Source organism: Pseudomonas sp. HLS-6 TE3448 (genome assembly GCF_053629555.1).
Map to the genome: position 1 here is coordinate 3,707,040 of NZ_JBRJIO010000001.1, position 12,959 is coordinate 3,719,998.

13 protein-coding genes are annotated in these 12,959 nt (G+C 58.5%); 2 read left to right on the forward strand and 11 right to left on the reverse strand.

The window, feature by feature from the left end:
* Window positions 1-89: 89 nt before the first annotated feature.
* Both AB7M23_RS17125 and AB7M23_RS17130 read right to left on the reverse strand, forming a co-directional pair.
* Window positions 90-1,403 (reverse strand): MFS transporter, encoded by a 1,314-nt coding sequence (locus AB7M23_RS17125; RefSeq protein ID WP_454241448.1) that lies wholly within the window; start codon window positions 1,401-1,403, stop codon window positions 90-92.
* A gap of 161 nt (window positions 1,404-1,564) precedes the next feature.
* On the reverse strand, window positions 1,565-2,107 hold the full coding sequence (locus AB7M23_RS17130; RefSeq protein ID WP_454241449.1) for a hypothetical protein: 543 nt from the start codon (window positions 2,105-2,107) through the stop codon (window positions 1,565-1,567).
* Between the two features lie 144 nt (window positions 2,108-2,251).
* Here AB7M23_RS17130 and AB7M23_RS17135 point away from each other — a divergent pair, with 144 nt between their 5' ends.
* A complete protein-coding gene (locus tag AB7M23_RS17135; protein ID WP_454241450.1) occupies window positions 2,252-3,157 on the forward strand; it encodes a LysR family transcriptional regulator in 906 nt (301 codons plus the stop codon).
* 106 nt (window positions 3,158-3,263) lie between these two features.
* Here AB7M23_RS17135 and AB7M23_RS17140 read toward each other — a convergent pair whose 3' ends face one another.
* Entirely contained in the window at window positions 3,264-4,013 is a 750-nt protein-coding gene (locus tag AB7M23_RS17140; protein WP_454241451.1) for a 3-oxoacyl-ACP reductase family protein, read from the reverse strand.
* A 450-nt stretch (window positions 4,014-4,463) separates the two neighbouring features.
* On the opposite strand from AB7M23_RS17140, the gene AB7M23_RS17145 reads away from it, so the two are divergent.
* Window positions 4,464-5,174 (forward strand): class I SAM-dependent methyltransferase, encoded by a 711-nt coding sequence (locus AB7M23_RS17145; protein WP_454241452.1) that lies wholly within the window; start codon window positions 4,464-4,466, stop codon window positions 5,172-5,174.
* A gap of 291 nt (window positions 5,175-5,465) precedes the next feature.
* On the opposite strand, the gene AB7M23_RS17150 is transcribed toward AB7M23_RS17145, so the two are convergent.
* The 8 genes from AB7M23_RS17150 to AB7M23_RS17185 form a co-directional block, all read right to left on the reverse strand.
* Complete coding sequence (locus AB7M23_RS17150; protein WP_454241453.1) at window positions 5,466-6,359, reverse strand: LysR substrate-binding domain-containing protein; 894 nt, start codon at window positions 6,357-6,359, stop codon at window positions 5,466-5,468.
* Between the two features lie 82 nt (window positions 6,360-6,441).
* The gene (locus AB7M23_RS17155) at window positions 6,442-7,494 is read right to left on the reverse strand and encodes an alpha/beta hydrolase (protein ID WP_454241454.1); all 1,053 of its coding nucleotides are present in this window, start codon (window positions 7,492-7,494) and stop codon (window positions 6,442-6,444) included.
* Window positions 7,495-7,543: 49 nt separating this feature from the next.
* Complete coding sequence (locus AB7M23_RS17160) at window positions 7,544-8,488, reverse strand: alpha/beta hydrolase (protein ID WP_177442442.1); 945 nt, start codon at window positions 8,486-8,488, stop codon at window positions 7,544-7,546.
* A 121-nt stretch (window positions 8,489-8,609) separates the two neighbouring features.
* Window positions 8,610-9,383 (reverse strand): carboxymuconolactone decarboxylase family protein, encoded by a 774-nt coding sequence (locus AB7M23_RS17165; RefSeq protein WP_454241455.1) that lies wholly within the window; start codon window positions 9,381-9,383, stop codon window positions 8,610-8,612.
* A 229-nt stretch (window positions 9,384-9,612) separates the two neighbouring features.
* Window positions 9,613-10,080, reverse strand: a complete 468-nt coding sequence (locus AB7M23_RS17170; RefSeq protein WP_454241456.1) for a (R)-mandelonitrile lyase — start codon at window positions 10,078-10,080, stop codon at window positions 9,613-9,615.
* 59 nt (window positions 10,081-10,139) lie between these two features.
* Entirely contained in the window at window positions 10,140-11,132 is a 993-nt protein-coding gene (locus AB7M23_RS17175; protein WP_454241457.1) for an aldo/keto reductase, read from the reverse strand.
* A gap of 24 nt (window positions 11,133-11,156) precedes the next feature.
* Window positions 11,157-11,747, reverse strand: a complete 591-nt coding sequence (locus tag AB7M23_RS17180) for a flavodoxin (RefSeq protein WP_454241458.1) — start codon at window positions 11,745-11,747, stop codon at window positions 11,157-11,159.
* Complete coding sequence (locus AB7M23_RS17185) at window positions 11,744-12,733, reverse strand: aldo/keto reductase (protein ID WP_454241459.1); 990 nt, start codon at window positions 12,731-12,733, stop codon at window positions 11,744-11,746. Before AB7M23_RS17185 ends, AB7M23_RS17180 begins: the two co-directional genes overlap by 4 nt.
* Between the last annotated feature and the right edge of the window lie 226 nt (window positions 12,734-12,959).

The following is a 12,959-nucleotide window of genomic DNA, read 5'->3' on the forward strand; positions in this document are numbered from 1 at the left end:
AGGCGTTTGCTGGGCGCCTCTGTATTGTTATCGACGAGAAGCGGACCTTAACAATAGATGAACAGGAACAGATTGCAGTGATAAAGGGCTTATGAAACTTGCGAATAGATGCTTGCGATCTTTTTACGTTGCAGCGTGCTTGTCAGGGCAGCGACCAACGTCAGAATAGCTCCGGTACCAAGACAGATCTGAGGTGCGGATTCGATTGGGAACAGTTTAAAGAGCAGCGCCATAATCACTGCTCCAGCGGTTTGCCCGAGCAGCCGAGCAGTGCCCTGCATGCCCCCGGTGGCACCACTTCGCTCTACGGGCGTAGATAGGAACATATTACGATTGTTGGCCACATTGAAAAGGCTGAAACCCAAGCCGCACAGCACTGTCAGTGCTACAAGCAGAAGGTATTGGCCCGTCGGTTGGCACAGTGAGGTGCCCCCCAGCCCGGTAGCTAGACACAAGCCGCCTATGGAGCAAAGGCGAGCCATCGAGGTTCGGTCTGCAAGGCGGCCAGCGAGCGGTGCCACGATTGCAACGGTCAATGGCCAGGGAATCATAAAGAGGCCTGCCTTAACCGCCCCTAGTCCTAAATTGTGCTGCAGGTAAAAGGGCAGTGCGACCATTCCTGCGGTCTGTCCCGCAAAGCAAAAGGTCGAGGCGATCACTGAAATGCGGAATGAATGGGATCTAAGCAAATCAAGCGGGATCAGTGGCGTTTTTTTGGGCATTTCCCGTCTTACCAGCAACGTCAATTGAATGGCTGAGATGGCCATGAGAGCGCTAGCAAGCGCGGGCTTGTCTGTGATGATCCAGGCTGCGATGACCAACGTTGCAAATACACCCGCATTCAACAACACGCTCAGCAGGTCCATCCTACGAGCAGTGCCCTCAGTGCGAGGTAATGCACTGGCTGCTATCAGTACCAGCACGCCTAAGGGGAGGTGTACAGCGAAGAGCCAAGGCCAGTTGGTCACCGAGAGTATTGCCGCCCCGATTACCGGCCCCGCTGCCGATGATAGTGCTACAGCAAGGGCATTCCAGCCTATCGCGGCACCGAGCTGCCGATGCGGTACTACTGTGCGAAGTAGCGCAATCCCCAGTGCCATGACTGCCGCTCCTCCAAGTCCTTGTAAAAAACGGGCAGCGATGAGCCAGGTTATGGAGGGAGCCAAAGCACACAACAAAGTGGTGCCTGTGAACAGCACAACACCCCATCGGAATACCCGGCGATAGCCCATGCTTTCACCCAGTGCAGCGCATGGCAGTAGAGCCATTAGCAGTGCTGTCTGGTAAGCCGTCACAATCCAGACGGACATCGCAGCGGAGACCTTTAACGATCCGGCAATCGTTGGCAGGGCGACGTTTACTATCACCGTGTTCAGTACCACCAGAACCATGGCCGCCAGCACGGAACCGATCGCAATTGCACATAATGGCTCGGGCAGGTCTGAATCCGCATCTGTTGAGTGTGGCGAAGGGTATCTTGCCGACGATGCTGATTCAGGTTGTTTGCATGAGCGCAACGGTTCTGCGCAGAGCCGCAACGTCCTGGCGCTATTAGGGCGAGGTTTCACCGCCTTGCCTCCGGCACCCAGGCACCGTCTTGCTCGACATACCTCGTCAGCCTTTGGGCCTCTTTGTCCTCTTTCTTCAGATCCCGTTCGGTAAACCGGAATAACAGCGCGGGCCCATCTATACAGCGCGTATCGTGAATGTCGCCAGGCAGGTACACCTGAGTTTGTCCGGAGCAAATTACAGTGGAGCCCCGTTTTACGAGTTTCACCCTACCGTCCTGGTCCTTGATCCGGGAATAGGTGCCCATTTCGATAGCACCCTGCTGAACCGCATAAATTACCCATCCTCTTCCATGATCATGTGGAGGCCGATAGAGCCCTTCAGGTTCAGTGTGCGCCAACAGCATGAATCCACTTGTCGGGTCTCTGTAAACTTCTTGTTGCGCCAATGCTTCCAGGTGCAATGTTGCCAACCACTGCTCCGAGATAGGGGTATCCAAGAGTTCATCCAGTTGCTGTTGACAGCCTGCAACTAACTCAGCGCTCAGAGGCCCCCAAATTGACCTGACGTTGCTAACGAATTTGTCCAATGAGTTCATACATGCTTCCCCTATCTAGTTCAGTACGGATGTCCCGATAGCTCGAACTGTAGGTAGCAATGGTGCATGGCGGAAGACGCACCACTTGCACTTTATTGATGCGTTTGACGCCCTATCACCTGTGGGGTGCGCTAACATCAACCCATGACGATTCCAGATTTCAATCTGCTGATTACCCTTGATGCGGTCCTCGCTGAAGGGAGTGTTGCTCGCGCAGCCAAGCGCCTGCACCTTAGCCCGTCGGCCATGAGCCGAGCGCTTTCGCGGTTGCGGGAAACAACGGGCGATCCACTTTTGGTCAGGGCGGGTCGGGCGCTTGTGCCAACACCTAGAGCGCTAGAGCTCCGTGACCGTGTCAGTCAACTGGTGATGGATGCGCAGGATGTGTTGCGTCCTACACAGATGCTCGACTTCAGTCAACTCGTTAGAACGTTTACTCTTAGGACTAGCGAAGGTTTTGTGGAGTGCTTTGGGCCCGAGCTTATCGCACGCATCGAGGAAGATGCCCCTGGAGTGCGACTGTGTTTTTTGCAGAAGCCAGACAAAGACAGCCAGCCTCTTCGCGATGGGATTGTTGATCTGGAAACCGGTGTGATAGAACTCTCGACCGCTCCTGAGTTGCGGGGGCAGGCCTTGTTCAGGGACAACTATGTTGGCGTTGTGCGATCAGGACATCCACTTAGTCGTGAGAAAGTAACGCCTACTGAGTATGCTGCAGGCAAACATATCTTTGTGTCACGAGAGGGGCTGGACAAAGGCCCGATTGATGACGCTTTGATGTCTCTTGGACTGACGCGCAAGGTTGTTACGATCGTCGGAGGCTTTTCGACCGCTCTGGGTTTGGCCCGGGGGTCTGATCTGATCGCTAGCGTTCCTGAGCGCCATACTGCAAGTTTGCGCCAGGGGATGCATAGCTTTGCGCTTCCGGTTCGCACCGCAGAGTTCACCGTTTCTTTGCTTTGGCATCCAAGATATGGAGCTGACCCCGCTCATCAATGGCTTCGGAGTCTAGTGCTGGAGATTTGCAAAAGAGGTACTGAGGGCGTTTGATGGCTGCCAATACCAGTTGAAACCGGTCAACTGCAGCCATTCAGGTGCGCAGGCAGAACAGAGGCGCCCCGGGGCGAGCAAATAGCGGGCTCCGGGGCGCAAAGAACTAGGCCGAGAACCCCCCATCAATCGTCAAGCTGGCGCCGGTGATGTAGCCTGCTTCCGGGCCGGCCAGGTAGGCGACAAAGCCGGCAATTTCCTCGGCCTTGCCGTAACGATCCAGTGCCATCAGACCTTTCAGGTACTCGGCGCCCTCACCATCGGCCGGGTTCATCTCAGTGTCCACCGGGCCGGGTTGCACGTTGTTCACGGTGATGCAGCGCGGGCCCAGGTCGCGGGCCATGCCTTTGGCCAAGCCGACCAGCGCCGATTTGCTCATGGCGTACACTGCGCCGCCAGCAACCGGGATGCGTTCGGCGTTGGTGCTGCCGATATTGATGATGCGCCCGCCGTCGAGCATATGTTTGGCAGCTTCCTGGCTGGCGACGAATACACTGCGCACGTTCACCGCCAAGGTGTGGTCAAGCTGCTCCAGGGTGATTTCCTCAGTGTTGCCCCAGGCCAGCACGCCGGCGTTGTTGACCAAAATATCCAGGCCGCCGAAGTGCTCGACTGCCGTACGAATGGCCTGTTGCACGGCTGCGGCATCAGCGCTGTCGGCCTTGAGGGCAAGTGCCTTACCACTAGCGGCAACCACTTCACTGACCAGAACATTGGCCCGCTCGGTAGACGATACATAGGTGAAAACTACTGCCGCGCCTTCACGGGCCAGGCGTTTGACGATGGCCGCACCGATACCGCGGGAGCCACCTTGAACGAAAGCGACTTTTCCTTGCAGCGTTTGGGTAGAGGTCATGGTGTATCTCCTTTACAGAAAGTTAGTTCAGCCCGACTGCGGTGTGAGCAATCTATTGCCATGGGCCTGCTTAGCTATAGCCTGTTGATCAGGAGCAGGGCCCCATAATTTTTTACGGTTCATCCGGGCGCGGTGTGTCGAGGTGCAGAGTATTGCAGTGGGTGGTTAAGTCAGGATTATGGGCGTCCGCCACTGGCCGGTATTCGAGAACGCAGCGAGAATGGCAGCATAGCCCACACCGTGATTCACCGCGGAAGGTGACCTAGGATAAACGGGCAGGTGCGCCTCATCACACGTCAGGCAGCGCCAATATGAGGAGGACCGTGTCTATGCAAACGCGTATCAATGAAGCAATCCAGACGCACTACACCCGTGCGGATTTGGGAGACGTCATACTGACGGCGCTGGAGAAAGCGGGCAAGGACATAAACCCACCTCACGCCCGAAGACTTGGCGCTCATCGACCAGTTTCATATCCGCGGCCGGGCGGCGACGCTCGAGCTTGCCCGGGCTGCAGGGCTCGATGCATCAAAGCACGTACTTGATGTGGGTAGCGGCGTAGGCGGGACCTCGCGTTGCCTGGCGAAGGAGTTCGGTTGCCGTGTCACGGGCATCGACCTTACAGACGAGTACTGCCGCGCTGCTTCGATGCTCTCGGCCAAGACTGGCCTTGCACACCTCGTCGACTACCGCCAAGGCGACGCCACCAAGCTGCCATTTGATGACCAGACATTCGATGTCGTATGGACGGAGCATGTGGCAATGAACATCCCGGACAAGACGCGGCTGTACAAGGAAATGCACCGCGTTCTAAAGCCGGGCGGCACGCTCGCTATCTACGATGTACTTGCTGGTCCGTCTGGCCCGGTGCTGTTTCCAGTTCCGTGGGCGCGCACACCGGATACGAGTTTCCTCGTGTCGCCAACTGAGTTGCGCGCGCTTCTCGAGGAAGCAGCATTCACGATTACCGACTGGTCTGACACAACAGAAGCGGCGCGCGCGTGGTTTGTGACCCTGGCCGAGAAGATCCAGAAAGAAGGCTTACCATCCCTTGGATTCCATTTGCTGCTTGGCGCTGATTTCAAGGTAATGGCGCAGAATCAGGGTCGAAACCTGCAAGAGGGGCGGATTGCTCTTGCACAAATCGTTGCGAGGAAGTGAGCTATGCTCGCAGGGTAAGTTTATCCTCTTGGATATGTTTATCGACGGTATCTGCGTGGAGGGTTCAGTCAATTCGCCTCACAGTAGGATATGCGACTGAATCGAAAACTGAATCGATCCTCTTTTTGTACGTGCATGGAGTGAAGGCTCCTGGCCGATTCCTGCCATTCCCAATGACCGCTATGGGTTGTGGATTCAACCGGTCGCGTACGACTGCAATCGATCAAAAGCATCTGCTCATTCGCGGGTTTGTGGGGCGGGTAGAATTCAGATGCCTTGAAGGTCGATGACTCAGCGCTTGTAGAGTAACGCTTCAACTACAACGCCAAACGCTGATGAATGTTCACGGCGATTGGGGTAGTAGAGATGGTAACCGGCAAAGGGTTGGCACCAATCTTCCAACACCCGCACAAGGCTACCGTTGGCTAGCTCTTTCGCCACCATGTCCTCCGGCAGGAAACCCAAGCCACATCCCGCCACGGCCGCACGCAGGATCGGCAGGCTGCTGTTGAATGTCCATTGCCCTTCGACACGGGCCTTCAGTTCGTGACCATCCTTTTCAAAATCCCATTGCATCAGGTTGCCATGGGTGGGGAGGCGCAGATTGATGCAATTTTGCGCCGCCAGATCACCGGGCACCTTCGGCACTGGCCGCTTGTTGAAATACTCAGGTGAGCCCACGACTGCGATGCGCAAGGGTGGCCCGATAGGAACGGCGATCATGTCCTTAGCCACCTGATCTCCCAGGCGTACACCGGCGTCATAGCGTTGCGCGACGATGTCGGAGAGGGCGTAGTCGACGGTGATTTCGACTTTGATGTCCGGATAGTCGGGAAGCACCTTTAAAAGCTTGGGCCACAGAATATTGTTGGCGGCATGTTCGGATGCTTGAATCCGCACATTGCCTGCCGGGGTGTCACGAAACTCGCTGACTGCGGCCAGTTCGAGTTCAATCTCATCGAACCGCGGCGCCATTGACTGATACAGCCGCTGACCCGCCTCGGTCGGCGAAACGCTGCGCGTGGTACGCGTTAGCAGGCGCACACCCAATCGGCTTTCCAGCGCGCGCATGGTGTGGCTCAGCGCCGACTGCGAAACGCCAAGCTGGGCGGCCGCGCGGGTGAAACTGCCTTCGCGGGTGATTATCACGAAGGCTTGCAGGTCGTTGAGATTGGCGCGGGACATTGATGAGAACCTCTCATGAGGGGCGCGGGATTAATCCATGAAAGCAGGTTGCACACGGATGCGCGACCCCCAAGAGAGTTGATTACAAGGTGCGGGCGTAAAACGCGGTCAGTTTGCCAATCGCGGCATCGACATAACGCGGCACCCAATAGGTTTCGATGTGGGTCGCGCCGTCGAGGATAAACACTTCCTTGTCGGTGGTGCCGGTGGCTTTCGGAAAGGCGTCCTGCGTCATGTACAGGCTGTCGGCTTTGCTGCCAGCGATCATCAGCAACGGTTGGTTGATCAGCTCGATATGGTCAGTGGCGTCGAAACGCATCAAGTCGATCAGGCTGCTGGTGGTGTATTTGAAGGTCGAGTTCGGGTGCGCGTGGGTCTTCCAGTAGTACTCATAACCTTGGCGATACAGCTCGAAGGGCAGTTTGGCAATCTGCTCGTCGGCGAGGTTGGCATCGCCCGAATACAGCACCGCGCCGCCGGCCGCCTCTTGCGCGCGGGCTGCTGACGCCTGTTGCAGGCGTTGCTGAATGCTGTCCATTTGCGAGTCGTTGTAGCCGTTGCGACGTACCCGGCCCGAGTTGAACATGCTCACCGTTGCCAGCGATTTGAAGCGTTTGTCGGTTTGCGCTGCCGCCAGCGAATAACCACCGCCACCACAGATGCCGAGCAGGCCCAGACGCTTGTCATCGACGCCGGCAAACTGGCTGATGAAGTCGGCCATGCCGTGAATGTCTTCGATGCGATACGCCGGTTTATCGATGCTGCGCGGCTGACCACCGCTGGCACCCTGATACGCCGCATCGGCCGTGATGGTGATGTAGCCCTGTTCGGCCAGGCGTTGCGCGTACAGACCGGCGACTTGTTCTTTCACGCCGCCATTGGGGTGTGCAACGACCACGGTCGGGTAGGTCTTTTTCGCGTCATAGTTAGCCGGTGTGTACACGTTGGCGGCGATATCCAGACCGTTGAGCTTGTAGCTGACCGGATGGATGTTGACCTTGCCCGGTTCGTTCTTGCTGATCGCGCCGTCGTAGGCGAGGGTGAACGGGTTCTTTTTGTAATCGGCGGCCAAGGCTTCGCCCGCGGAGAGGCCGACCAATGCCGACATGAATGTGGCTTTGAGTGTGTTTTTCACGTGAAGCTCCTGAGCAATCAAAAGGGCGGCAGTGGCAAAAGTATTTGGGTCAGTCCAGCTGGTTTTCTTTGAGGAACTGCGCGACCAGGTCAGCGATCTGCACGTTGTTCAGATCCGACATGGGGAAGTGGGTATTGCCGTGAATGCCGATCTCCGGCAGGTGGATCAGTCGCACATCACCGCCGTGGCGATTGACCGCGTCACGCCAGAGTCGGGCCATTTTCAGGCGTGCGCGCCAACTGTCCTGAGCGGGCAGGTCGACCGCCTGCTCCGGGATGTTGTCGCCGTAAAGGATCAGAATCGGAATGCGCGTGAGAGCCATGAATTGCTCCATCGGCACCGCCGCGCCTTGCACTGTGTCGAACGCGCTGGGAATCGGCGCAGGCACTTCACCTTGAGCGAACACGAAGCTGCTGCCTGGCTCGAACGCAACAATGGCTTTCACCTTGGTGTTCTTGATCGCCGTCAACCAGCCCGGCCCGCCACCTTGCGAATGGGTGAATAAAATCCCCGGGCCGATTTTGTCGAACAGTGCTGACACGCCATCAGAGACCACGCCCATGTCGAACGGCCCGGTGTTCGGCGTCATCGCCCGGAAAAACTGCTCGCGGGTCTGGGCATCCTGTGCCACTTGCACGCCGTTGAAGTAGTTGGGCCACAGGCCGATGCGGAACTGGTTGAACCACAGTTGCTCGTCAGGCACAGGCTTGATTGTGGCCTCGACCATGCTGCGCCCGGCATCGCCACGCCGTGGCTGATCGATCAGATAGACGCCGTAATGGCGGCGCAGAAAGATGTTCTGAAAGCCTTCGCGACCATCGGCGGTAGTTTCCCAGGTCTTGGAAAACTGACCCGCACCGTGCCACATGACGATGGGCAGTTTTCGCGCATCCACCGGAATCTGATAGAAGGCGTATACGTGGTCACCGTGGTAGGTCTGGCCGTTGGGCGTCATCGGTTTGTGCGGGTTGAAGGTGCCCGGTGCAGTTGTCACCGTTCCGCCGGCGGCGAAGCTGCCTTGTTGTTGAATCAGCAACGAGCCATCGGGTTGGTTCGCGCAGGCCGCCAACAGGCTCAACAGCGTGATGCTCAGCAGGTACTTTACAGATTTCATGTCATTTCCCCGAAGCCGCGAGGGCCTGGGTCAACGCGGTATTGGCACGTTCAGCCGTCTGCGCATCGCCGTGTTTTTTCAGCAGTTCCGTGACCTCGAGCAACTGTGCCGTGCTCAGACCGACGCGCAAGCTCGCCGCCATGTGTGAGCGCAATTGCGGCTCGACACCTGGCGTTGCGGCCAGCGCCCCGACGGTCGCCAGTTCGCGGCTTTGCCAGTCGAGGTTGTCGCGCTCGAAGATGTCGCCGAACAGGTGGGTTTGCAGGAACCGGTTGATCACCGGAGCGAACTCGAACACCGGGCCTTTGACCGGGGCGCCGGAGATCCTGGTTTGATTCGCGGTTCCGGCGGCCAGCAGCTCATTCCCGATCGGAATCGCCCGGCTCGGCTCAAGCCCCGGCGCGTCTTCGATACCGCGCTGTTTGCGCGTCTGCACCACCGTCATCAGCTCGTTCAAGGCGTTGAGGCTGCGGGGGAAGCCCACATAGGCGTATAGCTGCACCAGAATTTCCCGGGTTTCGCTGATGGTCAAGCCGGCATCGAGCCCTTGATTGAGCGCGGTGTTGAGGTTGGGTATGTCGCTGGTTGCCATGAACGCGGCGATCAGGGGAATCGTTTGTTGTTGGCGCGACAAGGTAGCTGCGCTGGCTGGCGTGCTGGCCATGGTCTGCGATGCCTCGGCTGCTTGAGTGGTAACGCTGAACATCGCCCCGATGCCCAGACAAAGTGCCATGAGTGTGGGGAGGGCAGTGCTATTGCGTGCGTCAGTGGTCATCGTGAAAGGCTCCATCCATTGCGGGTCACTGCGGTGTCACTGGATCGTACGGAGGATGGTTGTTGCGATTAATCCCGAAATTTCGCATGGACTTCTGAGCAGAACTCATGAGTCGACATTGACATAACCGCTGCAATTCCGGCGCGACCCCACTGATACGGGGCCTCTAGGGCGCATGACGGTTTGTGACAAAGGTGCCGGGAGAGCAACTTCGACACATTCCGTAACTTCATTGGCCGGCGTACTGCGCCTCCGATACCTGTTCCGCCCAGGTGACGGTCTTGCCGTCCTCGGCTTCAGCGATGGCGATGTGGGTCATGCCGTTGCTGGCCGTGGCGCCATGCCAGTGACGGGTATGCGGCGGAATCCAGACAGTGTCGCCCGGTCGGATTTCCTCTCGCGGGCCGCCCTCTTGCTGCACGTATCCGACGCCTGCGGTGACGATCAGCGTTTGCCCCAGCGGATGGGTGTGCCACGCCGTGCGTGCGCCGGGCTCGAAGGTCACCGTGCCGCCGCCGATGCGCGCCGGCGCATCACCTTTAAACAGGCCATCAACGCGCACTGTGCCGGTAAAGTTTTGCGCCGCGCCCTTGACCGAGGGCTGCGAGCCGTTCGGCGTAACGCGGATTTCGCTGGCGGCCTGGGATTCTGCCGCCATGCATGACAAAGCAACGAGTGGTGCGATCAATCGGTTCATCGGGTCAACTCCGGTCAGGCGTGAAAGCGGCGCCGCACGTGGCGGCGCGTTGGGCAGACTCAGAGTCCTGTCATCTTCAGTGCCGATTCTGGCAGGCGTTCACCTTGCACCTGAATCTGCGCCATCTGCTCGTTGATCACGCGCAGATCGTCACTGGTCAATTGAAGCTCGACTGCGCCCAGGTTCTCTTCGAGTCGATGGGGTTTGGTCGTGCCCGGGATCGGCACAATCCACGTTTTCTGTGCGAGCAACCAAGCCAGCGCCACTTGCGCCGGTGTGGCGTGTTTGCGATGCGCGACGGCTTTCACCACGTCGACCAGCGCCAGATTGGCCTTGCGGGCTTCAGGGGAAAAGCGTGGTACAAAGTTGCGGAAATCGCTGGCGTCGAACTGCGTGTGCTCGTCGATTTGACCGGTGAGGAAACCGGCGCCGAGCGGGCTGAACGGTACGAAGCCGATCCGCAGTTCTTCCAGCACTGCCAGCAGTTCCAGCTCTGGGCCTCGCCAGAACAGCGAATATTCGCTCTGTACCGCCGTAACCGCTTGCACCGCGTGTGCCCGGCGAATGGTTTCCACACCCGCCTCAGACAGGCCGAAATGCTTGACCTTCCCCTCGGCGATCAGCTCCTTGACGGTACCGGCGACGTCTTCGATGGGTACCTGCGGATCAACGCGGTGCTGATAAAAAAGGTCGATGCAGTCGGTGCGCAGGCGCCTCAACGATGCCTCGGCCACGGCGCGGATATGCTCCGGGCGGCTGTTGGTGCCGCCGCCGCGTGCGCCGGTGATCAGGTCGATATCGAAGCCGAACTTGGTAGCGATGACGACCTGCTCGCGAATCGGCTGCAAGGCCTCGCCCAGCAGTTCTTCATTAGCGAACGGGCCATACGCTTCAGCGGTGTCGAACAGGGTGATGCCTTGCTCGTGAGCCGAACGAATCAGCTTGATCATGCCGGCTTTGTCGGCAGCCGGCCCATAGGCCGAGGTCATGCTCATGCAGCCCAGGCCCAGTGCGGACACTTCCAGGCCATTACCCAACGTGCGGATTTTCATGATGTCACTCCGTACAGAATTCGATTAACGCGTGCGGGGGTGATCGCTCAGCCAGGCGTTCACGCGTTCCATAGTCTTGCGCTCCTGCTCACTCTCCATCACAAATCCCTTCAGAACCCTAGCCTTCGGCGCGTGCTCGACCAGCACGCTGCGACTGTTGCCCAAGCCATAACCCCCGTGGGTGTTGAAGGGGATGAGGGTCTTGCCGGTCAGGTCGTGGGCGCTGAGAAAGGCGCGCACGATCGGCGGGGCGGTTTCACCCCAGATCGGAAAACCGAGATAGATCGTGTCGTAGTCGCTGAGGGCGTGAATCTTGCTTTGCAGCTCGGGTTCGAAGCCGCTGTCACGCTCCTGACGCGCCTGCTCCACGGTTTGCAGATAGTCCTCGGGGTAGGCGTGGGTCGGGCGAATCTCGAAGAGATCGGCACTCAGTCCACGCTGGATCAGCCCTGCAACGACGCGGGTATTGCCCGAGCGCGAGAAATACGCGACCAGAATCCGCGAGCCTGAGCGCGGTGTTTCACTAGCGCCTTGCGTGTCGGCGAGCGATAGCAGCGGGGCGCTGGCCAGTGCGGCGATCACCGTGCGCCGCAGCGGATCATGATCGTTGCTCATCGACCGACACGCGCCTTGAGGGCCTCGGGATAACGCTCGCCTTCGATGCGGATCTGCGCCAATGCTGTATCAATTGCCTTCAGTTCGAAGGCGTCGAGCGTGATGTCTGCGCCGCCGAGGTTTTCTTCCAGACGATGCAGTTTGGTCGTCCCCGGAATCGGCACAATCCACGGCGCCTGCGCGAGCAGCCATGCCAGCGCGATCTGTGCGGGTGTGGCTTGTTTCTGCGCGGCGATCTGACGGATCAACACCACCAGGCCCTGATTGGCTTGCAGCGCCGACCGGCGGAAACGCGGGACGACGCTGCGGAAATCGTCGCTGCCGTAAGTGGCCTCCGCCGACACCGTGCCGGTGAGAAAACCTTTGCCCAATGGGCTGAACGGCACTAAGCCGATGCCCAACTCCCAAAGCGTCGGCAGGATTTCCTGCTCAGGCTCGCGCCACCACAGCGAGTATTCGCTTTGCAGCGCTGTGACCGGCTGCACCGCATGCGCACGGCGAATGGTCTGCGCACCGGCCTCCGACAGGCCGAAGTGCTTGACCTTGCCTTCGCCAATCAAATCCTTCACTACTCCGGCGACGTCCTCGATCGGCACGTCCGGATCGACGCGGTGCTGGTAAAGCAAATCGATGTAATCGGTCTTCAGTCGACGCAACGAACCCTCGACAGCGACCCGGATGTGCTCGGGGTGGCTGTTGAGAATCTGCTGTTTATTGTCGTCGCCGAAGGTGAAGCCGAACTTGGTGGCGATGACCACTTGATCACGCACCGGTGCCAGGGCTTCGCCCACGACTTGTTCGTTCAGGTAAGGGCCGTAAACCTCGGCGGTATCGAAGAGCGTGACGCCTCGGTCAACCGCCGATCGGATCAGAGCAATGGCTTGTTGTGTGTCAGTCGCCGGGCCGTAGCCATGGCTCAAGCCCATGCAACCCAAGCCCAGGGCTGACACTTCGAGTGAACTGCTTCCGAGTGTGCGCTTGTGCATTTGGATCTCCCGACATTTGGCGTTGGGAGAACAGTAAGCGAGCTAATGAGCGGGCACTAGACGGTTAAATCGGCAAGGGTTCATGAAATTTGCTCATCAGTCTCAGAAAACGGGAGGTGACGACTGTGTCCTCATGGATACCTAGACGCCCTGAGCAAGTGCTCAGAAACAGGCCTAACTATCGCGTTTGATAGTAAATAATCGAGCGATCGCTTCTGGCCGTTAC

Excerpts from the sequence above, each read along its gene's own strand:
- AB7M23_RS17130 (WP_454241449.1), bottom strand. The coding sequence starts at position 2,107 with ATGAACTCATTGGACAAATTCGTTAGCAACGTCAGGTCAATTTGGGGG.
- AB7M23_RS17135 (WP_454241450.1), top strand. The coding sequence starts at position 2,252 with ATGACGATTCCAGATTTCAATCTGCTGATTACCCTTGATGCGGTCCTC.
- AB7M23_RS17140 (WP_454241451.1), bottom strand. The coding sequence starts at position 4,013 with ATGACCTCTACCCAAACGCTGCAAGGAAAAGTCGCTTTCGTTCAAGGT.
- AB7M23_RS17150 (WP_454241453.1), bottom strand. The coding sequence starts at position 6,359 with ATGTCCCGCGCCAATCTCAACGACCTGCAAGCCTTCGTGATAATCACC.
- AB7M23_RS17165 (WP_454241455.1), bottom strand. The coding sequence starts at position 9,383 with ATGACCACTGACGCACGCAATAGCACTGCCCTCCCCACACTCATGGCA.
- AB7M23_RS17170 (WP_454241456.1), bottom strand. The coding sequence starts at position 10,080 with ATGAACCGATTGATCGCACCACTCGTTGCTTTGTCATGCATGGCGGCA.
- AB7M23_RS17175 (WP_454241457.1), bottom strand. The coding sequence starts at position 11,132 with ATGAAAATCCGCACGTTGGGTAATGGCCTGGAAGTGTCCGCACTGGGC.
- AB7M23_RS17180 (WP_454241458.1), bottom strand. The coding sequence starts at position 11,747 with ATGAGCAACGATCATGATCCGCTGCGGCGCACGGTGATCGCCGCACTG.
- AB7M23_RS17185 (WP_454241459.1), bottom strand. The coding sequence starts at position 12,733 with ATGCACAAGCGCACACTCGGAAGCAGTTCACTCGAAGTGTCAGCCCTG.